General features: G+C 61.2%; 26 protein-coding genes. 13 read left to right on the top strand and 13 right to left on the bottom strand.

Annotated elements, in window-relative coordinates; all coding sequences use genetic code 11:
- Positions 1–68: 68 nt before the first annotated feature.
- Together R2855_11660 and R2855_11655 are read right to left on the bottom strand one after the other, a co-directional pair.
- Positions 69–1,742: an aconitase X gene (locus R2855_11660; protein MEZ4531667.1), complete on the bottom strand. Its 1,674-nt coding sequence runs from the start codon at positions 1,740–1,742 to the stop codon at positions 69–71.
- An 81-nt stretch (positions 1,743–1,823) separates the two neighbouring features.
- Positions 1,824–2,510, bottom strand: coding sequence for a creatininase family protein (locus tag R2855_11655; protein ID MEZ4531666.1), 687 nt, complete (start codon positions 2,508–2,510; stop codon positions 1,824–1,826).
- 68 nt (positions 2,511–2,578) lie between these two features.
- Here R2855_11655 and R2855_11650 point away from each other — a divergent pair, with 68 nt between their 5' ends.
- The 5 genes from R2855_11650 to R2855_11630 all read left to right on the top strand — a co-directional run bounded on the left by R2855_11650 (position 2,579) and on the right by R2855_11630 (position 4,852).
- Positions 2,579–2,941 (top strand): cyclic-di-AMP receptor, encoded by a 363-nt coding sequence (locus tag R2855_11650; GenBank protein MEZ4531665.1) that lies wholly within the window; start codon positions 2,579–2,581, stop codon positions 2,939–2,941.
- An 86-nt stretch (positions 2,942–3,027) separates the two neighbouring features.
- Positions 3,028–3,177, top strand: a complete 150-nt coding sequence (locus R2855_11645; GenBank protein MEZ4531664.1) for a hypothetical protein — start codon at positions 3,028–3,030, stop codon at positions 3,175–3,177.
- Between the two features lie 226 nt (positions 3,178–3,403).
- A complete protein-coding gene (locus R2855_11640) occupies positions 3,404–4,051 on the top strand; it encodes a molybdenum cofactor guanylyltransferase (GenBank protein MEZ4531663.1) in 648 nt (215 codons plus the stop codon).
- A gap of 119 nt (positions 4,052–4,170) precedes the next feature.
- Positions 4,171–4,497 (top strand): YkvA family protein, encoded by a 327-nt coding sequence (locus R2855_11635; GenBank protein ID MEZ4531662.1) that lies wholly within the window; start codon positions 4,171–4,173, stop codon positions 4,495–4,497.
- A gap of 25 nt (positions 4,498–4,522) precedes the next feature.
- Positions 4,523–4,852 carry a hypothetical protein gene (locus R2855_11630; GenBank protein ID MEZ4531661.1) on the top strand — a complete coding sequence of 110 codons (330 nt, stop codon included), beginning with the start codon at positions 4,523–4,525 and terminating at the stop codon, positions 4,850–4,852.
- 88 nt (positions 4,853–4,940) lie between these two features.
- Here R2855_11630 and R2855_11625 read toward each other — a convergent pair whose 3' ends face one another.
- A complete protein-coding gene (locus tag R2855_11625) occupies positions 4,941–5,786 on the bottom strand; it encodes a tetratricopeptide repeat protein (protein ID MEZ4531660.1) in 846 nt (281 codons plus the stop codon).
- Between the two features lie 30 nt (positions 5,787–5,816).
- On the bottom strand, positions 5,817–7,259 hold the full coding sequence (gene miaB / locus R2855_11620; GenBank protein MEZ4531659.1) for a tRNA (N6-isopentenyl adenosine(37)-C2)-methylthiotransferase MiaB: 1,443 nt from the start codon (positions 7,257–7,259) through the stop codon (positions 5,817–5,819).
- Positions 7,260–7,651: 392 nt separating this feature from the next.
- On the opposite strand from miaB, the gene R2855_11615 reads away from it, so the two are divergent.
- Complete coding sequence (locus R2855_11615; GenBank protein MEZ4531658.1) at positions 7,652–9,448, top strand: hypothetical protein; 1,797 nt, start codon at positions 7,652–7,654, stop codon at positions 9,446–9,448.
- An 86-nt stretch (positions 9,449–9,534) separates the two neighbouring features.
- Positions 9,535–10,437 carry a helix-turn-helix domain-containing protein gene (locus tag R2855_11610; protein ID MEZ4531657.1) on the top strand — a complete coding sequence of 301 codons (903 nt, stop codon included), beginning with the start codon at positions 9,535–9,537 and terminating at the stop codon, positions 10,435–10,437.
- 165 nt (positions 10,438–10,602) lie between these two features.
- Here R2855_11610 and R2855_11605 read toward each other — a convergent pair whose 3' ends face one another.
- The 9 genes from R2855_11605 to R2855_11565 form a co-directional block, all read right to left on the bottom strand.
- Positions 10,603–11,487 (bottom strand): diacylglycerol kinase family protein, encoded by an 885-nt coding sequence (locus R2855_11605; protein ID MEZ4531656.1) that lies wholly within the window; start codon positions 11,485–11,487, stop codon positions 10,603–10,605.
- Between the two features lie 38 nt (positions 11,488–11,525).
- The gene (locus R2855_11600) at positions 11,526–11,648 is read right to left on the bottom strand and encodes a hypothetical protein (protein MEZ4531655.1); all 123 of its coding nucleotides are present in this window, start codon (positions 11,646–11,648) and stop codon (positions 11,526–11,528) included.
- A 37-nt stretch (positions 11,649–11,685) separates the two neighbouring features.
- The gene (locus R2855_11595) at positions 11,686–11,994 is read right to left on the bottom strand and encodes a hypothetical protein (protein MEZ4531654.1); all 309 of its coding nucleotides are present in this window, start codon (positions 11,992–11,994) and stop codon (positions 11,686–11,688) included.
- 1 nt (position 11,995) lies between these two features.
- Entirely contained in the window at positions 11,996–13,189 is a 1,194-nt protein-coding gene (gene coaBC / locus R2855_11590; GenBank protein ID MEZ4531653.1) for a bifunctional phosphopantothenoylcysteine decarboxylase/phosphopantothenate--cysteine ligase CoaBC, read from the bottom strand.
- Positions 13,190–13,314: 125 nt separating this feature from the next.
- Positions 13,315–13,536 (bottom strand): preprotein translocase subunit SecG, encoded by a 222-nt coding sequence (secG, locus tag R2855_11585; GenBank protein MEZ4531652.1) that lies wholly within the window; start codon positions 13,534–13,536, stop codon positions 13,315–13,317.
- Between the two features lie 77 nt (positions 13,537–13,613).
- A complete protein-coding gene (gene tpiA / locus R2855_11580) occupies positions 13,614–14,366 on the bottom strand; it encodes a triose-phosphate isomerase (protein MEZ4531651.1) in 753 nt (250 codons plus the stop codon).
- On the bottom strand, positions 14,363–15,544 hold the full coding sequence (locus R2855_11575; GenBank protein MEZ4531650.1) for a phosphoglycerate kinase: 1,182 nt from the start codon (positions 15,542–15,544) through the stop codon (positions 14,363–14,365). Before R2855_11575 ends, tpiA begins: the two co-directional genes overlap by 4 nt.
- Positions 15,545–15,574: 30 nt before the next feature.
- Positions 15,575–16,591 carry a glyceraldehyde 3-phosphate dehydrogenase NAD-binding domain-containing protein gene (locus R2855_11570; GenBank protein MEZ4531649.1) on the bottom strand — a complete coding sequence of 339 codons (1,017 nt, stop codon included), beginning with the start codon at positions 16,589–16,591 and terminating at the stop codon, positions 15,575–15,577.
- 69 nt (positions 16,592–16,660) lie between these two features.
- On the bottom strand, positions 16,661–18,025 hold the full coding sequence (locus R2855_11565) for a YvcK family protein (protein MEZ4531648.1): 1,365 nt from the start codon (positions 18,023–18,025) through the stop codon (positions 16,661–16,663).
- A gap of 328 nt (positions 18,026–18,353) precedes the next feature.
- Between R2855_11565 and nusA the strand changes: the two genes are divergently transcribed.
- The 6 genes from nusA to ribF all read left to right on the top strand — a co-directional run bounded on the left by nusA (position 18,354) and on the right by ribF (position 25,337).
- Positions 18,354–19,676: a transcription termination factor NusA gene (gene nusA, locus R2855_11560; GenBank protein MEZ4531647.1), complete on the top strand. Its 1,323-nt coding sequence runs from the start codon at positions 18,354–18,356 to the stop codon at positions 19,674–19,676.
- Positions 19,677–20,085: 409 nt separating this feature from the next.
- On the top strand, positions 20,086–21,987 hold the full coding sequence (gene infB, locus R2855_11555; GenBank protein ID MEZ4531646.1) for a translation initiation factor IF-2: 1,902 nt from the start codon (positions 20,086–20,088) through the stop codon (positions 21,985–21,987).
- A gap of 55 nt (positions 21,988–22,042) precedes the next feature.
- Entirely contained in the window at positions 22,043–22,426 is a 384-nt protein-coding gene (rbfA, locus tag R2855_11550) for a 30S ribosome-binding factor RbfA (GenBank protein MEZ4531645.1), read from the top strand.
- On the top strand, positions 22,423–23,436 hold the full coding sequence (locus R2855_11545; protein ID MEZ4531644.1) for a DHH family phosphoesterase: 1,014 nt from the start codon (positions 22,423–22,425) through the stop codon (positions 23,434–23,436). The genes rbfA and R2855_11545 overlap by 4 nt, the downstream gene beginning before the upstream one ends.
- Before the next feature lie 6 nt (positions 23,437–23,442).
- Positions 23,443–24,372, top strand: a complete 930-nt coding sequence (gene truB, locus R2855_11540; GenBank protein MEZ4531643.1) for a tRNA pseudouridine(55) synthase TruB — start codon at positions 23,443–23,445, stop codon at positions 24,370–24,372.
- Positions 24,372–25,337 (top strand): riboflavin biosynthesis protein RibF, encoded by a 966-nt coding sequence (gene ribF / locus R2855_11535; protein ID MEZ4531642.1) that lies wholly within the window; start codon positions 24,372–24,374, stop codon positions 25,335–25,337. The genes truB and ribF overlap by 1 nt, the downstream gene beginning before the upstream one ends.
- Positions 25,338–25,429: the final 92 nt, after the last annotated feature.

Below are 25,429 nucleotides of genomic sequence, written 5' to 3'. Positions count from 1 at the left end.
GTTCCGACCGCAACGGAAAGTACGACTCGTTCGAGCGGTGGGATCGCGGGAACGACCTCACCGCTCGTTCATTCTCCGACAACGATCGTTCCGCCGGGTTCGATCGAGACCAGGACTCCACGAACGATCGACGCTCGTTCTTCAGCGGTAACCAGGACAACCGGAACGGTGATGCCCAACAATTCCTCACCCAGAATCGCTCCCAGCCCGATGATGGGATCGATTTCGGAGATGACGATGCCCACCGGCGCCGCGCCATTGGCGATCGACTCGAGCAGCACACCGCTGGCGAGCAAGATCCTCCCAGCGGGAAGAGCCAGCACACGGCCGGTCATCGTCCCCGCCAACGGATGGCGCCGGTCGATGACTTCTCCGGTTCGTGGGTCCACTACCCAGAAGCTGAGTGGGGTATCGGTCACGAGGGCAGTTCCGGTCGCGGCCCCGTCGACCAGCGGCTCGCGCAGATGCGCTAGTGCCATACCGAATCGTCCACCGCTGCCTTGCCGCTGACTGCCGCCTCGATGCATTCCCGTGTCGAACCATAGATCGAATCGACACCGATGATCCCTGGCCCGTAATGCGCGTATTTCCCCGAGTTGGTCATCAATACCTTCGCGCCTGGTTTCACCAATGGCGCGACCGCAATGCAGGTATCCACTACCACACTTGTTCCAAAGGCCTCGATCTCGTGCAACGCGCCGGTGCGCTCCAGAATCTCCTTGATGGCTCGGCTTGTGGTCAGATAGACCTGCAGGCCGGGCTTCGCATGTCGTCCGCGCATCAGTTAAGCCAGCTCGACACACTCCCGTAGGCTGGCATGGGGACTCCCAAACGCCACCACATCGACGTCGGCCGACGTTGCTGTCGTGAGTGTGTTCCGCACCGCTCGCAGCTGCTCTGGCGTGACGAGAACCGACTGCGACGGCCGTTCGCCGAAACGCCTGCTGCAAATCGGGAGCCTCAGGGGTCACGCCGACGATATGGAACAACGCGATTGCGCCGGATGAAGCCGCTGCTGCCGCCAGCGCCTTCAGTTGATCGCTGGTCGGATCGACGTCGAGCCCGTCGATCACGGGCACGCCGCTGGAAACTGATTGCCCAAGCAGATAGCCAAGCACCGGATAGAAATCGTCGCGCTCCTGCAACGCGCGTGATATGCCAGCGAGGCGGAAGTGATGCGTTCCTTTCCGATGCTCGGTCAAGTGCAGACCCGACGCCGGAACCCGCCCGGTGAGGGCGCAGGAAATGTCGAGATAGTCTCCGTATCGGTTGGTGCGGGCGCCGATGACCGAATTTGCATAGGCGACGGCATTCGATTCGGACCACGCGATTTGCTCTCCGAAGACCGGAGTCGCCTCGGTGTGATAAGGAGCGCAGGTGAAACCCGGCACTGCGCCCATGCGCACATAGGCCATGCCGAGCCGGCGAGCATTGTCGGCAAACTGCGGATCCTGGCCAAGCGCTCGCCAATTGGTGCGATCCATCGACATGACATTGAGCGAGGTTGGCACCCGTACCCGTCCCCCCAGGTCGGCCAACCTTTCCGCAAACGCGAGGCCTGCATTTCCCTCGTAGACAATGCCGTCGATGTGCGCTTTCGTGACTTCGATGAAGCGGTCGGCTCCGTAGAGCGGAGCAACCCGGGTGAGGATGCGCATGGCAAGCGCCGCCGCCGGGCCATCGTCACCCGCCAGCATGCCGCGCTCGGTTTCGGTCAGATGGAGCGAATGCGCGCCGCTCATGGTCTGTCGACTTTCTGCAGGTAGCTCTCGACGATGATCGCCCCCGTCTCAAGAAGCCGTTTGCCCTCCTCGGCAGACGCACTAGCGGGATTCCCAAAGTAGGCCAATGACCCGCCGGCTTCGTCGAACGTGCTCGCACCCGACCTCAGCGCCGCGGGAAGATCGATCGACACCGGCTCGAGATCGGCAAGCAAATCGGTTCGCACCGAGTCGACTCGCCGCAAGCACGATAGACGTCTCATAGCTCCCGGCGTGCCGGCTTCCGCCGGAAAACTCGGCGCCCAACCGCTCAGCCCAGCCCCGTTGCCGGTAGTCGACGGCATGGATCACCCGGCCAACATCTGCCGAGACGGTTGCGCACGCATCGAGAATCGCATCGAAATGCGCTGGTTCCAGGTGGGCATTGACAACCACCACATCAGACGGTCCCATCGCGCTCAACCCGCGCAACACCCACTCGAGATACAAGCGGAACGGCTCGGGAGCCACGGGCGTTGTACCTGGAAAGGAAGCGCCGACGAACGAGACGCCGTACCAAATCGGCGGCGCAATCCATGCCTGGCGGCCTATCGCCTGGAATCGATGAGCCGCGCTCCCAGCGGCGGCTTGCGCAATAATGACGTCCGTGTCGAGTCCCAGGTGGGGACCATGCGCCTCGACGGCGCCTATCGGCAGAAGAACGATCGAGCGCGAATCAAGCGATTCGCTGATCTCGGTCCATGCGAGTGACGCAAGCAAGCGTCCTGACGTTTTCGGATCGGAACCCACGTGCACGCCCTCAGCGACGAACTTTTCACAGCAACGCACCAGACGACCAGACGGAAGGTGACCGGCAAGTGAAACTCATCGTAGCGATTGTGCAAGCGTACGACACGGATCCCCTGCTTCGAAATGTCACAAGCGCTGGATTCCGCGTCACGCGCATTCAGAGCACCGGGGGATTCCTGCGGGCGGGCAATTCCACCGTCCTCATGGGCGTCGAGGACGAACGCGTCTCCGAGTGCCTGGAGCTCATTCGGGCCAGTTCACGCTCGCGGGTGGAGGTGGTGCCCGATGAGCTCGATGCCGAACTCTATGAGCTCACCGGGGCCGACGTGCACACCGTGTCGGTAGGAGGCGCGGTGGTGTTCGTCCTCCGCGTTGCCCAGTTCGAGCGAATTTGCGCCGAGGCTCAAGCCGGTTGCAGCTCGGTCGCGTAGCGCGCGTCGTTCGACAGCATAGGTGCGAGGATGAGCTGCATTGCCATGATGTGGCTGCATGTACCTACGGCATGAGACTCGAATGTATGACAGTTGCACGTCCAATGTTCGCCATCGAACGCGACTTCGTAGCTGTCATGACCACCCTGAAACGTCGCCTTAAACTCCTGAAACTGTATGCGCTCTGGTTCCTGCGCGTATCGGTGCGCCTTCTCGATCTTCCCAATCATGGCTGAGTTCATGTGACCCCTCCGGTAACCGCGAACCGTCGCTGACGGACAATTACGACCAAAACAAAAAAGCACCATGCAGTGACTGCATTGGTGCTCGTTGCGGGTTGCTGCGGATTGCCACTGACTGTGGCGGTGACTGCCTCGTCACTGCCAAATCCTTTCACGCCGAACCTGGATCGGTTGCGTTGGCCAGTATTCTAGCAAGAATTCGGGCCAGCGTTAAGGAATGATGAACCACCCTACTCGACCCGTCCTCAAGAGTAATGACGCTCGAGCTCCAGAGCTTGCCGTTGCCGTGCTGGCAGGAGGCGCTTCTTCGCGCTTTGGGGAGGACAAGGCGCTGGTGCGGCTTTGCCGCGAGGGCCCGACCTTGCTCGAACGCACGGTTTCGATCGGGCTCAGGATTTCCCCTGACACGGTCGTGATCGGTCACGAACGGTACGAGGAGCTCGAGCTCGGAGTGCCCGTGGTGCCAGACCGCTTTCCTGGGGCAGGACCACTTGCGGGAGTACACACCGCGTTGTCGGCTACGTCGGCCAATCGGTTGATGGTGTTGGCATGCGATGCGCCATGCCTATCATTCGAACTGCTGCAAGCAATGGCCTCGTGGCAAACGGATGCTTCCCTCCTCCTGCCTCGGACCGCGGACGGCCGATGGCACCCGATGCCTGGCGTCTATCACCGTGGGCTCCGGGCGGACATCGAGGCGGTGTTGGCAGAAGGAGAGCGTGCAATCGTCTCCCTCATCGGACGAGTGACGGTCGACGCGTTTCCCGAAGCCGAGCTTCGTCGCCTCGATCCAATGATGGATTCGCTCTTCAGCCTGAACAGCCCTGAACAGATCGAGCGGGCCAGGCGATGCGTGACATGCAACTAACTTGACACACATCGACGCAAGGATGCGAAAAATCGGGTAAACTCTTGGGCGAATCTGGTGCAGCGGCGCATTCGGTCGCCACCGATTCGACAAGAATTGGCAAAGGAGCTGATCGCCAAATGAAGTCTCGCACGACCCGATTGAAGAGCATGACCGCGCTGTGGCCGCTCATGCGCGACCCGAAGATTCCCTTCTGGGCCAAAGCTGCAATCCCGGCAGTCGCGGCCGCGTACGTGATCTCGCCGATCGATCTCGTTCCCGATTTCCTGTTGGGAGTCGGGCAAGTCGACGACATCGGGGTTATCCTTCTCGCGGCCTCTGCATCCGTGGCGCTCTTGCAGAAGTTCTTTGCGAATCAGGAGGCCGCCCCGGAACCTGCTCGTGCAAGCAGCACTGAGTCAGCGAACGGCACGACTGTCTACGAAGCGACCTACCGGGTGAAATAGGCCCGAGATTGAGGACATCGCCAACGTGAGCGACCGATCGAAGAGCAAGCGAACCAACCGCCAGCCGAACCGGGCGCAACGCAAGGCGCAGCAGGTGCGGCTCGCCGAAACCAATGCTCCGGCGCCGATCGACATGTCGGTAGCGTTGGATCAGGAAAACCTGGTCGAGGCGCCTGCGACTGCACCCGCGCAGGCGAGCCGTCGCGTCAATCGCCGGCAGAGCGCGCAATCGGCCAGCTACGTGCTCCCGCGCGAGGTTGAGTACGCCTACATTCGGTCGGATCTGCGACGTCTGATTATCACCGCCGGAGCCCTGCTCGTGGTGATGTTCGTGCTTCTCTTCATCCTCGACTAGAACCGCTCAGGCAAACTGGCAAGCCAAACGGCGCGAGGCATTCCGCTCGCGCCGTTTTCGTTTGAGTGCGCTGGATTCGAACCGCCGACTACAGCGCGTTCGGATCGTCCTCGCCGGGGTCGACATCGCCAAGCGTGTCGAGATTCTCGCTCTCCAGCGCGTCATCTTCAGAGTCCACGCCGGCGCCGACCAGATCGTCTTCCTCGATTTCATCCTCATCGAGATAGAAGTCCGCTTCATCACGGCGGCGAAGGTCGTCGCGCTCCCGGAGATACTTGCGGGTCGCCGCAATCTGCCGAGGGAACGAGATCTGGCCAGCCAATGCCGGATCGCGATGCACTTCGCGCAGGATCACGCGGATCGAGGCAGCGGATGGCCCCAACGCATAGACTTCGTAGACATTCCCGGCGGCCATCAACTGCATGACACGCTCGGCTGTCTTGGCCTCGATTTCGCCAATGCGCCGGCCGCTGGAATCGTGCACCGCCAGTCGGCTGCCTTCCGGCACAAGCTCCAGTTTCTGGCCTGCGTAGATTTCCGCCAGCTCGGTCATTGGCGCCGGATTGACAAGCTCGTCCACCCAGGTCTTGCCGACCTCTTCGATGAAGACAAGCGTGCGCGGGAACTCGGTGGCCGGAGCCTCGCGCCCAGTATCCTTTGCCGCGCGAAGATATTCGAGCCGCTGCAGATTGCGGCGCGAGATCAGATTGGCCGGGTCGCTCTTGAGCGCATCCGAATACGCCTCATATGCCGTGGCGTAGTCGCGGCGCTCGAGATATGCGCGCCCTAGCCGGTTGTACGCGGCACTGTCCTTGGGATCGCGTGCAATCAGCTCCTTGTTGATTTCGATCGCGGCGTCCCAATCACCTTGCAGCGCTGCCTGGCGTGCCTCTTCGATGACCTGACGACGAATCTTCTGTTTCGCTTCTGGCATGTACGCCATCACCTTCCTTGAAAAAACGAGCTATCGGGGTGAGCCGACGACTTCTCCGATGAGATACCAGGGACTCGATTCAGTAATGCGCACATCGACGATCGACCCAAGCAAGTTACGCTCGTCAGCGACGTGGACCAGGGTGTTCCCCCGGCTGCGGCCACCCCAGCGTCCCTTGTTCTTCGAGTCGATCAGGACCTCCAGCTGTTGGCCGACCCGACCTGCGTTCCGCGCAGTGCAGAGCCGTTCTTGCAGTGCCTCGACAGCGCTGTGGCGGGCATGTTTGACATCGGGCGGAACATCGTCCTCCCACCGGGCAGAAAGCGTTCCCGGCCGCGGCGAATACATCGCCACATGGACTTTGTCGCAATCGGCCGCTTCCAGAACATCGAGCGTGTGCTGGAACTGTTCGTCGGTCTCGCCCGGGAAACCCACGATGATGTCAGTGGCGACCGTAATGCCGGGCATCAACTCGCGCGCCTTGGCCAGGCGGTCGAGCCAGAGGTCGGCAGTGTATGTGCGTCGCATGCGGCGCAACACCTCGTTGTCGCCAGCTTGCACGGGCAGATTCAGATGCTCGCAAATGGCGGGCACGTCGGCCATCGCCTCGAGAATGCGGTCGGACATGTACTTGGGATGCGAGGTAAGGAACCGGAGCCGATCCAGCCCTTCGATCGCTCCTACCGCACGCAAGAGATCGGCAAGATCCGGCTTCTCTGGCAGATCGTGCCCGTATGCGTTCACTGTCTGTCCCAGGAGGGTGACGTCGCGCACCCCGCGCTCCACCAGCCCGCGCACCTCATCGACGATGTCGTCGAACGGCCGACTGGTTTCCTTTCCGCGGCGATACGGGACGATGCAGTACGAGCAGAGGAAATTGCAGCCGTAGATGATCGGCACAAAAGCGGAGACTGCCGCATCGGCGGCGTCTTCCAGGTAGTAGTGCGGAAGCTGCTGGAGATCGTCCTCCATTTCGGACAGCTCGGGCACAAAATGCTTGAGCGATTCGAAGTCGGATGGGTCGAAGAAGAGATCGACATGCGGGAAACGCGCCTTCAGCTTTTCCTGCTGGTTGGTCACCATGCAGCCGGTCAGCACGAGACTCATGTCTGGACGCGCGCGTTTCTCGCGAATCAACGAATTGAGCTTGCCGGATACCTTGTCCTCGGCTGCCTGACGCACCACGCACGAATTGAGCACGACGATGTCTGCCTCGGCCTCGTTCTCCGTGGCGCGATACCCGGCTTCATGCAACATCGCGGCGACGCGCGCGCTATCGGCTTCGTTCATCTGGCAACCAATTGTCCAAATGTGGAACAGCTTGCCATTCTCAGGAAGCGGCGACGGAGAGAGAACAGGGATCAGTTCGATCGTTGCGCCTTTTGGCACGATGAAATTGCCTCGAGTTGGATGGATGTTCGGCAGGGCCGTTGTGACGGGCACCAGAATCAACCGCTGAACGCGGCAGCGCATCAGTTTACATCATTTTGCGTTCCGTCGGCAGCGACCAATCGGAGCAAAGCCGTGCTTCTGTGTCACCGCGGAATCAAGCGGAATTCGCCGTTTCGTACATGTCCGTTCGCTCTGAACGTGCCACGTAGACAATGTCCGAACAGCTTGCTAGAATGACCCTGCAGTTGGCAGAGGGGTGCCTGCATTCCACCAGTTTCGCAATTGGAACCTCAGCGGGTAGCGCATGAGGCCATCTCCCCGTCTGCTTCTCACTCATATCTCCGCGAACGAAAGCGAGCTTCCCGGTGAAGAGGCGCATTTGCGAAAGCTGTCTCTATTTCGAATCCGCAGGATTCGCAAAGAACGGATGGTGCCACCATCCGTCACGGAGGCAGAACTCGGATGTGCGTCTGATGGTGCGTTCCAACGAGCTGGGCTGCCGCAATGGCTGGAACGCGGACTTGTGGGTATCGGCCAACACCGATGACGGTGAGCAACGTTCGCAGCCGCTGGCGGCCATCGGTGGGCGCGCGGCGGCCGAAGTTGGGCCGGCGGAGCAAAACGACCTCATCACTTCGATCGTCGCGGCCAAGACCGAAAACGCCCCAGTGTCCGAACCGCGGTCGCAACGACTGGCCGAACCGGCCAGAATCACGGTTGCGGAAGACATCATCGTCAATCAGGCCCCAGCACTCACCTGGGCGCCAGCGAGCAATGTCCCGGTCACTGCCCAGTCGGCCTCCGAGCTGGTGCAGGATCCGAAGGCGGCCATCCTTCGAGCACGCGATCAATTCCGCCAGCGGCGCCGATCGGAAGGGCGCCTTGCAGATCAGCATCTCGCCGATCCATCGTCGACTTACTTGGCCTCGTCACGCGAAGCTCAACTGATCCATGATCGTGACCTGGTACTGGAGGATCCTGACCCGGATTCCATCGACCCTCGATACGAGAACCGGGCGCTCCTGCGACCGACTCCGTCTCCGTCCATCGACAATGGTCGGCCGGTTGCCCCAGTGTCGTTGCGGGAGATCGAGCGGTCCTTTCCCACGATGACCGACTTTCCGGAAGATCGGGCAAGGTACGAGTCGGTTCCATCAGTCGAGTTCGAGTCGGCCGAGGACGAACTCGTCGATTTCGTCCAGGAAGACACCTGGATCGAGACTCGCCAGGTCGATGCCGTACTTCCGGAGCCGTATGTCGTTGATGACCTGTTCGAAGAAGAAGAGCTTACCGTCGAGGAGATGCTTGATTCGCATGAAGACGTAGAGCTCTCGGTGCATCATCGGGAGTCGATTCTCAACCGATTCCTGCGGACGCGACGCGAACGACGTCAGCACGAGCGGCAGATCGGCGATCAAATGGACCAGGAAAACGGCTTCGCAGAGTCGCCCCCGTCGCCGATTGCCGCATCTTCGGCGCCGCAGATCGAGGACGAGTGGGAGCTTCGGGATTCAGCACGCTGGACGGAACCGGTTGAAGACGGCGAGGCAGAATGGCTTCTTCCGGTGCAGGCCGATCCGGTACGTCATGTCAATGCAGCGCCTGCGGCTCAAGGCATCGAGCCACACACGCCTGCTGGCACGAGATCGCGTTACAGTCGCGAACCAGACCCATGGCAATACACGCGCGACAACAATGTGCGTCCGCAGCATGCACCGATCGATGTGGACGACGATTTTGTCATCCCGCCACCGCTCCCGGAGATCCGACCGGAACAGCTCCAGCCATCGCAAGCCCACGACTCCTGGCGACACACTCGGGCCGAAACGCGACACGCCGAACGCCAGCCCGTGCCTACGGTCCCGACCAAGCCCGTTGCCGATGAGTTTGGCGATCAACCGCTCTTCGCTGAACAGCCGTTCCCTGTCGGCGAGGATGTAGAGATTGGGTCGCAGTTCCCTCGACCTGAGCGACCCAGCTTCACTGCTCCGCGTGTCGAGCGCATCTGCCAGACATGCCGGGACTTCCGGCCGTCAGAGAATGGCGAGCGTGGCTGGTGCAATAACAAGTGGGCCTTCAATCACCGGCGCATGGTCGATGCGGACGATCTCGCATGCCGAAACTCGCTTGGCAGCTGGTGGACGCCCAAGGATGAAGCGTGGCGACGAGACGGAGACATCTCGCGTCATGCCCAGCAAACTCCCAGAGTCGATCAATGGCTGCTGGGAACTCGCGAAAACGACGCAGATCGACGCCGATCGGGTAGTTAGGCTCGGATCGGTTTGTTAGACTAATCGAGGCGCGGACACGCACCCGCAATTTGTGAACCGTCGCATCATAGGAACTCGGCCCGATCATGTCCGTCTTTGGCGATACCCTGCGTCAAGCTCGTGCTCAGAAGGGAATCACCCTTCGACAGGCTGAGCAGGAAATCCGGATCAACCGGTACTATCTGGCAGCGCTCGAAGACGAGACGTTCGATAACCTTCCTGCCCTTCCCTATCAGCGCGGCATCGTGCGCACCTACGCGGCCTATCTCGGGCTCGATCAGACCCGGCTCGTCGAGCTGTTCGACGAAGCGCGCGGCACCCGGCCCGACGACCCGCCTCCGATCCAGATGATCGAGCCGGTCGATATGCCCAGTCACTGGGCGCCGAACTTCGCCATCATCGCGTTCACCCTTATTGCCGGGGCAGTGCTGTTCGCCTGGATGTACAGCGCGTACTTCAAGTCACCCTCTGTCGATGATCAGACGATGATCGATTTGCAACCGACAGTGACGCGCGTCAGCGAGGATCAGATCTTCGTACCAAGTCCGACCCCTGATCTGCCAACTCCCACGGCAACATCGGCTCCAACAGAGACGCCGAGCGCGACGATGACTCCGCTTCCATCGCCGACTGAGGATGCCGCATCCGGCGCCATCCAGAGCTCGAACGGGCCTGGCGCGATTTCCGTGACGACCCCAACGGATTCCAGCAACGGCGAACCGGGCATTGCCCGCACCGTCGATGCCGAGTTGCCAAACGGCGCGGTGGCGATCAAGATCACCGCGCAAGCGGATATCTATGTGCAGATCACATCCGATGGTGTGCAGTACTTCCAGGGCAACCTGTCCATGGGCCAATCGACCGACTGGATCGTTGGGCATACCTTTACGGTCTACACAAGTTCGGGAACAAATACGCTCTTCACGAACAATCAGGGAACCCAGTTCTACATGGGAACCGAGACCGGCGAGGCCATCTACTACCTCTAGCGCCACCGGTTCTTGCGCCCAGGATGGGTTTCCCATTCACGTTGTCCGGTCGCCAGGACCAGATCCCGGGAAAGGCTGAGCTACTTCAGGTGGGCTGAACACGTCCCCGGACACAACACCGCTCGACTCCGTGGTCTTGCGGTTCCCATCCAGTTGAAGACGCGATCAGCCGCGGATCAGCTCGATAGCACCGGGCAGCACCTCGATTTCGAGCGGGGTAACTCCGACGACCTCGCCATCGAGCTCTGTCGGAGCAGGTGGTTCCGAATCGATACGAATATGGGAACCCCGTAGCCGAATGACCTGACCGAAGCTCTCCAGCTGCCCCGTGAGCGATGTCAGGCCTGCCGCAGCCAACGAAACCGGGTTCGAAGCTGTGTAGATGAGTACATCGAACTTCCCATCGGTACGGCTCACATCGTCGACAAGGTGAATCTTCGAATGAAGCAACTGGGCGGAATTTGCGACCAGAACAAGGGAGGAGCGCGCCTGCACTTCCTCTCCATCGACGGTGATGGTGTACATGGCCGGATGTTCCAGCGCGCTGGTGACAGCCGCAGGCACGTAGGCCCCCCAACGAAAGCGGCGCTTGAGCGTTGAGCTTGAGTTGATGAAGATGCGGGCATCGATCCCGGAGCCGCCAAGATGCAGCATGAGTCGATCGCCACTGCGGCCGACATCGATACATTCACGGTGGTGCCAACCGAAGATGAGCTCGACCGCTCGCTCGGGATTTGACGGAATGTGACTCACCTTGGCAACCATGTTCGTCGAACCAGCCGGAACGATTCCCAACGGGATCCGCTCGTCGAGAATGGCTGCGGCCACCTGTGAAACCGTCCCATCACCGCCACAAGCAATTGCCACCGTCGCATCTGCCAGGAGATCTTCGATGATGCCATGGATTGGTGTATCGGGTTTTGTATGGCGAACATGCAACGTCGATCCGGCGGGCATGCGCGCACGCACCATCGACTCGAGCCGGTCGGGCGACAAGCGGCTCTTTGGATTGGCAACGACCACGATTCGTTGCGGCTCGCTGAACCGCACCCGAGGCTGGTTTTCGAGCGATGGCGACCGACTCAGACCTACGCCTCGATTTCGTCCGGACCGAACATCCGGTCGACAATTGCATTCGCCAGCCATGTGACCGCTGCAGTAAGCACCAGGATCAAGACTCCCCGTACCGCGTTCTTCATCTGCTTGTTCATTGCCTGGTTTCCTCCCCTGGAATCAAGACGTCGACGATCAATCACGCGGCCCACGGGCCAGCAGAAACAACGGAAACGCGATGACAGCAGCGACCATTGTCAGGTCCGCCAGCGTCAGACGGTTGATGACACCAAAATCACCTCCCGGCACGAGCTGAAGTATCGACGCAAATGGGTCTGTGATGCCGTAGATGAAACTTCCGACCCAAAGACTACCGGAGATTCCGACACTCAAGAGCAACGCGCGAATGATGACCAGGCCGGCGACGATTGCATACGCTGTGAGCGCAAGTTCGAGGGCGAGCTGCGAACCTGCCTGTTGATTGCGAGAAATGCGCCGAACCATGTCAGTCCTTCAGGAGTCCACTAACTCGATCGATCAGCAGCGCGGCGACATCATCCTTCGGCAGCAAAGGCAACGCTTCGACTGTTCCATCAGGCCACACCAGGGTTACCTGATTGTCGCGACTCCCGATCGCCTGCTCGGCGTCGTTTGCCACCACGAGGTCGAGCCGTTTGTCACGCAACTTCTTGCGCGCATGTTCGACGAGATTCGACGTTTCGGCGGCAAACCCGATCTTGAGCAGTCCCGGCTCGTCGATACCCGCAATGATGTCAGGGTTCGCCACGAGTTCGAGCGCCAGGGTCGATCCCAACTCTGACTTCTTGATCTTTTCCGATCGAACGTCCTTTGGGCGGTAGTCAGCAACGGCAGCAGACATGACGATAGCCTGGGCCCCCTTGACCGCATCCGAGACCGCGTTCTTCATCTCCACTGCGGTTTGCACGTCGATGCGCATGGCGCCATAGGGCGTCGGCAAGCTCGTTGGGCCACTGATCAATATGACCGCTGCTCCAGCATCGATCGCAGCTTGTGCAACCGCGTACCCCATCAGCCCCGAGGAGCGGTTCCCAAGATAACGCACCGGATCGAGGGCTTCGCGAGTGCCTCCAGCGGTCACAACGATGCGCTTTCCAGCCAACACACCGTCGCGGCCGAGCGCCATCCGTGCCGCGCCAACCAGCGTCGCGGGCTCGGACATGCGGCCAACGCCATACTCTCCTGATGCCAGCCGGCCGCTCTCAGGGCCCACCAGCGTCACACCTCGCTGGCGCAGAACTTCGAGATTCTGCTGCGTTGCTGGATGCCGATACATGGAATCTTCCATCGCGGGAGCAACGAGCACCGGAGCGCGTGACGTGAGAACGGCGGAATAGAGCATGTCTGGCGCGAGACCGTGCGCCAGCGTGGCCAGCGCATTCGCAGTCGCCGGGGCGATCACAATCAAGTCGGTCTCTTCACCGAGGGTCAAGTGCCCGGCGTAGTCGGCGGTCCATGGTTCGAAGACCGACCCATGCACAGGTCGACGAGTGATGGCGTTCAGGCTGGCCGGTCCGATGAACTCGCGTGCAGACTCGGTCAAGACAGCATCGACCTGCGCACCGCCCTGAACCAGCTTGCTTGCCAAATCGACGGCCTTGTACGCAGCCACGCCGCCAGTGATGCCGAGCAATATGCGCGCGCCGCGCAGAATCGACACCCTACCCCTCCCTGTCAAGACGTGCGCCGTTGCGCAACGCGACCATCATACTCGCCCAGTGTATTCCCGGTTCCGGGACAGCAAAAACGGGCGGTCGAAACCGCCCGTGGCTGATTGGTTCGCTTCTACTGGACGATGCTGGAAATCGCCGCAAAGACCGCCCAGATGATGGCAACGATGATGGTTGCGTTGAAGACCGTCCGGTCGAATCCCCGTCGCGTTCGGTAAATCGAATCGCTGCCGCCGGTCAGGCTTCCTCCAAAGGAGTTCGACTTGCCTTGCAACAGGACGAGTCCCAGCAGAATCACCGAAAGGATGATCATGACGATATAGAGCGCTGTTTCCATGTTTCGGCTTTACCTGACGCGCACCAAACGAATTCCTAACTCGTGAACGCTACCAGACCACCCACGTTCACGCAAGCTCAACCGGCCGCAGCAACGATCTCGAGAAACGAGTCGGTCTTGAGGCTCGCGCCTCCGACCAGGAGACCGTCGATGTTCGGGGTGTCCAAGTAAGAAGCCGCATTGGCGGCATTGGCGCTTCCTCCATAGAGAATGCGGACCGTCTCGGCAGCAGCTGGGTCCGCCTCAGCAATCCGTGCGCGGATCGCCGAAGACACCTCCTCAGCGTCGTCCGGTGATGCGGATCGCCCGGTGCCAATTGCCCAGATCGGCTCGTAGGCAATCACGATCCGGCCAATAGCGTCTCCCGGTATGGCCGCCAGAATGGCATCCACTTGCGCTTCCACCCAGGCGATGGCATTTCCAGCATCGCGCACATCGAGCGACTCGCCCACACAGGCTATCGGTGTCATCCCGGCGCTGAGTGCCGCGTTCGCCTTGCGCCCGACCAATTCATCCGATTCGCAGCAGTCGCGCCGGCGCTCCGAGTGTCCGACGATAACGAAGCGGCACAGTCCGTTGAGCATGGTTGCCGAGACCTGCCCCGTGTAGGCGCCGGACGGTTCGTCACTGCAGTCCTGAGCGCCGAGTGCGACACGACTTCCCTCCAGCACGGCAGAAACTGGTGTGAGCCACGGAAATGGTGGGCAAACGACCACGTCGGCTCGTCCGTTTGGCAATCCGTCCGCAATCGAACCCGCCAACTCGACCGCCGCCCACTCCTCGAGATTCATCTTCCAGTTGCCAGCGATCAGTGGAACGCGCGCGCTCATCTTGTCTCGTCCTCCAGCGCGGCAATTCCGGGGAGCTCCCGCCCCTCGATGAATTCGAGCGATGCGCCGCCACCAGTGGAAATGTGAGAGATCTTGCCAGCCAACCCCGATTGCTCGATGGCCGACACGGAATCTCCCCCTCCGATGACGGTGAATGCTCCAGACTCGGCCACTGCCTTCGCAATGGCCAACGTGCCATGGGCGAAGACGGGTTTCTCGAAGACGCCCATAGGTCCGTTCCAGAACACCGTCCTGGCGCCCGCAATTACATCCGAAAAGTCTTTCTCTGTCCGCGGTCCGATATCGAATGCTGCCCAACCGTCCGGGATGCCATCGGCATCGATGATCGCGGCCTGACCGTCCAATCCCGGAGCGGCAACGACATCGACCGGCAACAACAGGTCGACACCTTTGTCTCGCGCGGACGCGATGATCCTGGAGGCAGTGTCGACGAGGTCTGCCTCGACCAGAGAGTCGCCGACCGCCTTGCCTTCCGCAAGCAGGAAGGTGTTCGCCATTCCGCCGCCGAGCAAAACCGCGTCCACGCGTGACAGCAAATTCTCGATCACCCCGATCTTGTCAGATACCTTGGCGCCGCCAAGGATCGCAACGAACGGACGAGCGGGGTCGTCCATGAGCGCGCCCAGGGCCTCGACCTCAGCCGCCATCAGGTAGCCAGCGTGGGCGGGAAGATGCTGGGCAATGCCTGCGGTGGAGGCATGAGCCCGGTGCGCGGCCCCAAAGGCGTCGTTCACATAGAGATCGCCGAACGCCGCAAGCTTGCGCGCCAGAGCATCGTCGTTCTTCTCTTCGCCCGCTTCGAAACGAACGTTTTCGAGCAGCAGCACATCGCCCGGTCGTAGTTGCGCAACCCGGCTCCTGGCATCTTCGTCGACCACGTCGTCCGCCAACTGCACCGGGCGTCTGAGCAGCTCCGACAGCCGATCCGCCACAGGGCGGAGCGAATACGCAGCATCGACCTTGCCCTTGGGACGCCCAAGATGAGAAACGAGGACGACCGCTGCGCCACCATCGAGCAGCCACTCGATCGTCGGCAACGCCGCACGGATCCGCGTATCGTCCTGAATCACGCCTCCGTCCAGTGGAACGTTGAAATCGACACGCACCACCACGCGCTTGCCAGATACGTCGACGCCTTCCAGGGTTCGCATTGCCATATGCACGTCTCCAGAAATCGAAAGCTGGAATCAGGCGGTGCCGGGGACACCCTCTTCGCAGATCAGTGCGAGCAGATCGGCCAGGCGGCACGCAGCGCCCCACTCCGCGTCGTACCAACCTTTGAGGGTGACGAACGTGTCGTAGAGCAACCGGGACTCGCTCCAATCGATGACCAGCGAGCGGGAGTCCCGCAAGATGTCCGACGATGCGGTCACTCCGTCGAGCGAGCCGATCAATCCGATCAGGTCCTCGCCTTGCGAGGCGTTCGTCACCAGCTCACGCAGTGATTCGTGCGTCACCCGCTGTTCCAGCCAAACCCCAAACGAAATCGCCCCGACTCCCAATGCTGGAGTCTCGAACGTGTTCACACTCAGCCGATTGTGGAGCTTGCCGACCAGCTGCTCGAGCACCGGAGGGTACTCGTCATTGATTGGCGCCAGCGATCCGGCGCTTCCTCTTGCCGCTGGGCTGTCGAGCAACGGGCGGCCAAAGCCTGCTGGCGAGAGCACCGTGGCATTGGCAACCCGCACCTTGGCTGCACCATCGACGAGTTGAAAAAACATGCCGATCGCGCCGAGCGCTCCCGCGGCCGAAGCGACGATCTCATGCGCCTCGGCGTCGTAGCTCTCCTCATTGACACCGATCCCGATGTTGACGTTGGCCAACGTCGACGCCGATGGCAGAATGACCTTCTTGGCGCCCTTCTTCAGATGCTGATCGAGCGCAGAGGCATCCCGCGCGGCCGAGCCATCGACGATGACCAGGGGAATATCCATCTTGCCCCAGGTCGAGTTTCTTGCCTCCGCCTGCGCGGAGAGCGCAATCGACTGATCGCCAATGGTCAGTGTTTCGTCTTCGACCGAGAACTCGCGTGGAAACGGCCCGTAGACCGCATCGTGCCGCAGGGCGCGCGCGATCCCGTCGGGACCAGCCTCATCGTGGATTGCCACAACTTCGAAAAGATCAGAAAAGCCGCCTCGATCGACGACCCGAAGGAACTGGGACGAAATCCGTCCAAGCCCATTGATTGCCAGCCGTAATGCCACGCCTTGCTCCCTGTCGCGATTCACCGCGGGTCCGGCCTCGCATACGAGGGGACTCCTGCGTGGGCAATTCTAGATTTTGAGCGGCTCGGACGTGCGCGATTCGATACGGTCTACAGGAAGTGGAGTGACTGTGCTTGCCGCGCGGCCAAGGCTCACGAGCACCTGCGACAACTTGACAGGGTCGTGCCGCAACGGATTTGCGTCGCTGCTGACATCGGCCGCGACGATCTTGACTCCTTCGTAGATCGAGATCTGTCCGTCATCGAGCACCGCCTGCACTCCCAGATGCGGCTTGATGGCCTCCGCAGAAGCGTGGTTCGAATTCACTACGGCATAGTCCAGGTTGCCCTTGCCGAGATAGTCCAGCACCGCCCGGATGTGATCGGTCGCAGTGAAATGATCGGTTTCTCCCTGTTGCGTGGCCACGTTGCACGCATAGACCGTCGTCCCACGGGACCAGCGAATCGCGTCGATGACCCCGGTCACCAATAGGTTCGGGATGACGCTTGTGTACAGGCTGCCGGGTCCAAGAATGATGAGATCGGCATTGACGATGGCATCCAATGCCGGAGCGTATGCGGCTGGGCTGCTCGGCTCCAGATAGACCCGCTTGATTGGAGCATTGTCTGTCGAGATATTCGACTCACCGTGAACCTTGGTGCCATCGACGAGCTCGGCGCACAGGTCGATATTCTCCAGGGTCGAGGGCATCACCCGTCCACGAATGTTCACGACTCTGCCGAACTCGAGCACGGCTTGCTCGAAGCTGCCCGTTACCTGGGAAAGCGCGGTGATGAAGAGGTTCCCGAGCGAATGACCTTTCAGGTCGGAGCCGTCGCGATCGAAGCGGTACTGGAAAAGTTGGTTGACCAGCGACTCGTCGTCCGCCAGGGCGACGATGCAGTTGCGGATGTCGCCCGGGGCCGGAATGTCATATTCACGACGGATACGACCCGTGCTGCCGCCATCATCGGCCACCGTCACGATCGCAGTTATGTCGATGTCGAGTTGCTTGAGACCACGCAGCAGGTGAGAGAGGCCGGTGCCGCCACCGATGGCGACCACGTTGATATCGGGCATGTTCGGTCCAAATCGGTGGTTGGCGACAATCTGCGAGATCGGCTGCCGCACGGATGTCAATGCGAGAATCGGTCCGATCACCGCGTGTCCCAGCTTCCAAAGCCCGAAACAGAGCATGGCGATACCGGGAACGATGAGCAGCAACTCGCGATACGGGTGCGGGATGAACTGAAGTGTAACGGTTCGGACCAAACCGGACGCCGGCTCGAGCTGCCAGTAGTAGGTGCGATAGGCCCACGTGAGCCCCATCGCGAGCCCAAGGCTGATCACGATGATGCCGACGCTCGCCAGAATCATCCAGCGCTTGATCAGCATGCCGGGACGCAGCCAGGTGCGCCAGCTTCGCAGCTCCATGTCCCCTCCACATGTCGCCGAAGAATCCCTCTATCCTCGGACGAACGGGAGTATAGCATCGGAAACTTGGCGGATAATGTTTATCCCGGAGAGTGAACGTTCACCCGGCCACGAATGGCTCGAAGCGCCAGTTCGCGAGGTCCTTCCAATATAGCGGACCCGGTCGCCTTCTGGTATCATACGGAAAGCGGAATCCAAGTGCGGTGAACGTGGGCCTCCGACCCACGTTTTTTATCGCCCGAAATCTGGCGACTCTCCCACATTCCGTTTGTATGAGCAACCCCGGTCCAATCTAGTGCTGGGCCACCCGAGCAAGGAGGTTCTCGGGATGAAAAGCGATTTGTATACCGCCATCGCGCAAATTGCCTCGGAACGAGGCATTCCCCGTGAGGCGGTGCTGACGTCAGTCGAGCATGCGCTCAAGACCGTGTACAAGAAGATGACCGGCACCGAGGAAGAGGTCGAAGTATCGATCGATTCCGCTACCGGCGAGATGCACGTCTGGAGCACCCGCCGCGTCGTTGCCGAGGTCACCGACCCGGAGACCGAAATCTCCCTGCCGGAAGCGCGCGGATACGAGAACACCGCCATGGTCGGTGACGAGATTCGCATCGAGAAAACGCCTGAGAACTTCGGGCGCATTGCCGCGCAGACGGCCAAGCAGGTCGTCCTCCAGAAGATTCGCGACTACGAGCGGGATACCGTCTACGAGGAATATGCGGATCGCCAGGGCGAGATCATGAACGGGATCGTCCAGCGGGCCGATTCTCGCGCGGTGATTGTGGAACTGAACAAGGCCGAAGCGGTCATGCCTGCCCGTGAGCAGGTGCCAACCGAACGGTATCGCCCAGGCCAGCGTATCAAGGTCTATTTGCTGGAAGTCAACAAGGACCCCAAGGGTCCCCAGTTGATCGTGTCGCGTTCGCACCCCAACCTGATCAAGCGGCTCTTCGAGATCGAAGTGCCCGAGATCTACAGCGGCGCGGTCGAGATCATGGAGGTCGCGCGCGAGCCAGGACTTCGCTCCAAGGTTGCCGTCGCGGCCCGGCAGGAAAAGGTCGACCCAGTTGGCTCCTGCGTGGGCGTGCGCGGTGTGCGCATTCAGAACATCGTCAACGAGCTCTACGGCGAGAAGATCGATGTCATCGAATGGTCGGCCGACACGGCGACCTTCATCGCAAACTCGCTGAGCCCCGCCAAGCCATCCAGCGTGACGCTCAACGAGTCCGAGAAGGTCGCCACGGTGATCGTCCCGACGGAGCAAATGTCACTCGCCATTGGTAAGGAAGGGCAGAACGCGCGGTTGGCGTTCAAACTTACCGGCTGGCGCATCGACATCAAGGATCCGGAAGCCATGCGCGATCAGGGTCTGGAAATGTTCCGTCAGGTGCAGTCCCAGATTATCGAAGCGCCAGAAGACTTTGGGTGGCACGGTCGGCAACCGCGTCTGGTCCGGTCTGACGGCATGGTTTCTGTCCGCGATCGTGAGTTCGGACCGCTCGATCCATCGCTCGTGAACATGAGTGTGGATGTCGAGGTCAGGGGCGACGCGCTCGAGGTCTACTACAACCGCGAGTTGCGTGCCCGATTCAGCATGGCGGACGGCGCGCAGCTGCCGCTCGATGAGGTTGCGCTCTCTGTCGACGAGTAGCGCACCATTTCACGCTTCGACGGCAGGCAAGGAAGGCGGCTCCATGCCAGCATCGACCTCAACAACAACGTCCGGCAAGTCGGGGACGAAAGGTCCCCGACCCCGACATATTCCGCAGCGCACATGCGTGGTGTGCCGCGACAAGACGAATAAGCGAGCGCTCTTTCGCATCGTTCGAACTCCCGACGGCCAGGCGGAAGTCGACCTGACCGGGCGCAAACCGGGCCGGGGCGCGTACCTTTGCGATACGCCTTCATGCTGGGCGCGCGCGACAAAATCGAGCATCCTCGATCACGCCCTCAAGACAGAGCTCACTTCGGAGACGAAAGACGCGCTCCGCGCGTTCGCGGCATCGATCTTCGTGAACCGACCCGCCGCGGACGAAAATGAGAAAGGAGAGACCGCCTAAATGGTTGTCAACTACGAAGAAGGAACGCAAACACGACCCGGCGGTCGACGCGGCGGTGGTCGACGCGGCAAGAATCAGCGTGGTGGAGGCTCGCGAACCGTCGCTCTTCGTCGCAGCGCGCCTGTCGTACGCGAACCAGTCGCGCTGCCGCCCGTCATGACGGTGGCCGAACTGGCCGACTATCTGCAAACCACTCCGATCGAGATCATCAAGGAACTGATGAAGCTCGAGGTGATGGCCAACATCAACCAGCAGGTCGACTTCAATACTGCTGCCCGCGTCGCGACGAACCTGAATTGGGAGACCTACGAGGACATACCTGAGGCGATCCAGGCCGCGAATGCCGACTTCGAGTCGCGCCGCGCGGAGGGTCAGACCGATCCAGATGCCGTTCCCCGGCCGCCGGTCGTTACGATCATGGGGCACGTCGACCATGGCAAGACCAAGCTGCTGGACGCGATCCGGTCGACCAATGTGGCTGAAGGCGAGGCCGGAGGCATCACCCAGCATATTGGCGCCTACCAGATCGAGACGCAGGGACGAAAGGTCACCTTCCTCGATACGCCCGGCCACGAGGCCTTCACCGCCATGCGCGCCCGCGGCGCCCAGGCCACTGATGTGGCCGTGTTGGTCGTAGCCGCGGACGACGGCGTCATGCCGACCACGAGAGAGGCTGTGGCGCACATTCGGTCGGCAAACGTGCCGATGATCGTTGCCATCAACAAGATCGATCTGCCGACGGCAAATCCTGACCTTATCAAGCAGCAATTGTCGGAACTGAATGTCATTCCGGAAGACTGGGGTGGCGACGTGCCCTTCGTCGAAGTGTCGGCACGCGAGAACCTGGGACTCGACGATCTGCTCGAAGTCATCCTGCTCGTCGCCGACGTGAACGAGCTCAAGGCGAATCCGCACAAGCTGGCCAGCGGGGTCGTGATCGAAGCGAAGGTCGACCGCAATCGCGGACCGGTGGCAACGCTGCTTATCCAAAGCGGCACACTGAACGTCCGCGATATCGTGGTGGCGGGCACCGCCTGGGGCCGCGTGAAAGCGATGTTCGACGACCGCGGCAAGCGCGTTCGGCGGGCAGATCCGAGCTTCCCGGTCGAGATCCTCGGACTCGTGGATCTCCCCGGCGCTGGCGACCCGGTGCAAGTCTTCGACGACGAGCGCACCGCGCGTCAAATCGTCGAGCAGCGTCAGGCCCAGCGACGGGCCGAATCGCTCGTGATGGAGCGCGGCGTCAAGCTGACCGATCTCTACAACCAGATCCGATCTGGAAGCACATCGGAACTGCGCGTCGTGCTCAAGGCTGACGTGCAAGGTTCGCTCGAAGCCATTCAGGCCGCGTTGCTCAAGCTCAATGACGATAGCGACGAAGTCCGTGTCAGCATTCCGTACGCGGGCACCGGAGCGATCTCTGAGTCCGATGTTAGCCTGGCCTCGGCCACCCGTAGCATCATCATCGGGTTCAACGTTCGGCCGGACGTCGCCGCGAAACGCGCCGCCGATACCGCGGACATCGACATTCGCTTCTACACCATCATTTACAACCTCCTCGATGAGGTGAAAGCAGCCATGCAGGGCATGCTTGCTCCGGTGTTCGAGGACGTCACCGACGGCTACGCCGAGGTTCGCGAGACGTTCAAGCTGCCGGGTGGCGATGTGGTTGCCGGCCTCTACGTCCTCGATGGAAAGGTCACCCGCAACTCCCGGGCCCGCGTGCTGCGTGACGGGAAGGTCATTCACGAAGGAACGATCAAGTCGCTCAAGCGATTCAAGGAAGATGCGCGCGAAGTTGCCGCTGGCTACGAGTGCGGTCTCGGACTGGACAACTTCAACGATCTCCAGATCTCCGACCAGATGGAATTCTTCCATCGGCAGGAAGTCGCGCGATCGTAGCGTCTCGTTCCTCTGGGAAACCAGCTGACATCGTGACCGCTGAGGAGCTCGCACCATGACGCGTCGAACTCGACAGGTCGGCGAAATGCTCAGAGAAGAGCTGACCGACATCATTCGTACCGATGTGAAGGATCCGCGCGTCGGATTCTTCACCATCACCCGGGTCGACATCGGCCCGGATCTGCGCAACGCCACCGCAATGGTGAGCGTGCTCGGGACCGAACAGGAGCGTGAGGAAACGCTGGAGGCGCTGCGCTCGGCCGCTGGTTATATCCGGCGTCAACTCAAACCACGGCTCCGCATGCGCCAGGTGCCGGAGATCGCGTTCGCCGATGATCGTTCCATGGAGCATGCCCAGGAGATCGCGGCCGCGCTCAAGGAACTGGAACGCGAGCGGAGCCAGCGCGCCGCCGTCGCCACTGCTGAGGTGGTCAAGTGACGTCCGACGGCTGGCAACTCGATCATGCCGCGGCGGACGATGCGCTCGCTACGCTGCTCTCCGGGCGAATGGTCTGCTTTCCCACGCACCAGAACGTCGATGCCGACGGGATTTCGTCGGCACTGGCAATGCTGGAGGGCCTCCGCCGCAAGGGCGGCGATGGATTTGTGGTCATCAGTGACGGCAAGTTGCCGAAGTACTTGACCTTTCTCCCGGGAACCGAATCTGTCGTTGTCTACGGGAGAGACCCGCTCCCGGATTTCGACATGCTTTGCCTGGTCGATTGTTCCGATCAACGCCGTCTCGGACGGTTCTATTCAGACGATCCCTCTCGCATCGATGGGGAGATTCCAATCGTCAATATCGACCATCATGTGACCAACCCGCAGTTCGGGGTGGTCAACATCGTGGAACCGCGCGCTGCGGCCGCGGCAGAAATCGTGACCGATATCCTCGAAGTCTGGGGAATCGAGTTCGACGCAATGCTGGCGCAGATTCTGCTGGCCGGTATCTACGGAGATACTCTCGGCTTGCGAACCGACAACACCACCGCCCGCACGATGCGTACCGCGGCCAGCTTGGTCGATGCCGGGGCCAAGGTTACACCGATCGTGGACGCACTCTTCCGCTTGAAGTCGGCCTCGACGGTGTGTGTCTGGTCGCGAGCATTGGAGGACGTAGCGTGGCAGGGCTCCCTGCTCTGGACCGAGGTCTCTCGCCAGCTTCTGGCCGACTGCAATGCGGATGCCTCTGAAGCGGAGAATCTGGTCAACTTCCTGACGGGAACTGAAGGCTCGAACCTTTCCGCCATTCTCTACGAGAACGAAAACGGATGGCGGGTGAGCATGCGAACCTTGACTCCCTCGGTCGATGTGGCTGCCATTGCCGCCGCGTTCGGGGGCGGTGGTCATCCGAAGGCCGCCGGTGTCCAGATCAACGGCGGGATCGCCGAACGGGATGACTTCTTGCGGCGGGCCGCTGAGATGGCTTCCGAGCAGGCGGCATCCTAGAGAGCAATGGCACAGGACCGCTTCCACGGCCTGCTCATTATCGACAAGCCCGCGGGCTGGACGAGCCATGATGTCGTGGGCCGTATCAGGCGACTCGTTGGACAGCGATCCGTTGGACACGCGGGCACGCTCGACCCGGCGGCGACCGGTGTGCTACCCGTCGGCGTGGGTTCGGCCCTGCGCGCGCTCGAGTATCTCTCCGACGCGACCAAGGCATACCGGGCAGACATCACGTTCGGGGTGTCCACCGATGCGCTCGACATCGATGGGCGCCTGATTCAGACATGCCAGCCCCCGTCGTGCGACGAGACTGCCATTCAGAAAGCGCTCGAATCGTTTCTGGGAAAGGGCGAGCAGACGCCTCCTGTCTTCTCCGCCATCAAGATGGATGGCACTCCGCTCTATGAGCGGGCACGGCGCGGAGAATATGTCGAACCGCCCAAACGCCCAATCGAGATCCGCGCGCTTTCATTGGTCGCATGGAACCCACCTACACTGACCGTCGATATCGATTGCTCGAAAGGGTTCTACGTCCGCTCGTTCGCACGCGATCTTGGCGAGCGCTTGGGGAGCTGTGCCTACCTTTCCAATCTGGTCCGTACCCGAGTGGCCTCGTTCGACCTGTGCGATGCGTGGACGTTGGGAGAGCTCGCTGAGGCGCCACTGGCAGAGGAATGGGAACGGATCGCGCTCGCTCCGGACGCCACCGCCGCTGGCCTGGACGCGGTCGTCATCGACCGGCTTCAGTCACGCAACTGGGAACAGGGAAAACGTTGGGCAATCGATGCCCTCGGCGATCCGCGTTCGGTTCGCGTTTATGATTCTGCCGGGAACTGGCTGGGCATCGGTGAGCTCGCCATAGTCGAAAAACGGTATGAGCTCCGGCCACGCAAGGTAGTGCCGGTCGCGTTCGGCGCGCAAGAGGAAATCCATTGATGCCTGCACAGGTTTCGTTTCAAGCGATGCAACCGGCCACCCGGGTGGTGACAATCGGAACCTTTGACGGCGTGCATCTTGGGCACCAGCAACTGATCACCCGCACGCGCGAACGGGCTATCGAGCTCGGCGCAAGCTCAGCCATCGTCACGTTCGAGCCTGTGCCAGCCTCCGTCCTTCGTCCCGATCGGTTTGCAGGACGTATTTGCACCGCCGGACGAAAGCTCACGCTGCTCGAGGCCCTCGGCACTGACGAGATTGCCGTGATCGAATTCGACCGCACGCTAGCCGCCCGCACTCCGGAAGATTTTCTGACCGAGATGAAAGAGCGCACCGGTCTTGTCGAGCTCTGGGTCGGCGAAGGATTTGCGTTGGGGAAGGATCGTGTCGGCGATGTCGCGCGAATATCCGAGATCGGAGACACGCTCGGATTCCGCACGGTCGCCATGCCGCGCGTGGTCGATGGGAGCGAGGTGATCAGCAGTTCCTCGATCAGGCGCGCGATCGAAGCCGGCAATGTCAGATTCGCTGCCGAATCGCTCGGTCGGCCGTTCTCCGTTGCCGGCGAGGTCATACACGGCGCGCATCTGGGACGGGAAATTGGCTTCCCGACCGCCAACTTCTTTCCGCCCGAGGGGTTGGTCCAGCTGGGCGATGGCATCTTTGTCTCGCTGGTGGTGCTCGCAGGCGAAGCTGAGGCTCGACCGGCCATGACCTACGTCGGCACGCGGCCGACGATCAACAGCGGAGTGCGCCAGATCGAAACGCATTTGCTCGATTTCGACGGTGATCTCTATGGTCAGACGATCGAAGTTGCGATGCTCGAGAAGATCCGTGATGACCAGCAATTCCCCAATCTCGATGCAATGATCGAGCAACTGGCGATCGACGAAGCTCGATCGCGACGCATCCTGGGGGAGACGCATGTTCTGGCAGGATTTCCGCCAATCCGCACCACATTCTGAATTGAATCCCCTTGCCTCGCGTGATACCATTGGTCGGTCACGCGGCTGACACGCTCGGGATCGATGTCCGGGCGTTCGTTATTTTCTGAACA

Source organism: Thermomicrobiales bacterium (assembly GCA_041390825.1).
Classification (GTDB): domain Bacteria; phylum Chloroflexota; class Chloroflexia; order Thermomicrobiales; family UBA6265; genus JAMLHN01.
Note: the sequence above shows the minus strand (reverse complement) of the source record. Positions and strands in the feature narration are given on the sequence as shown.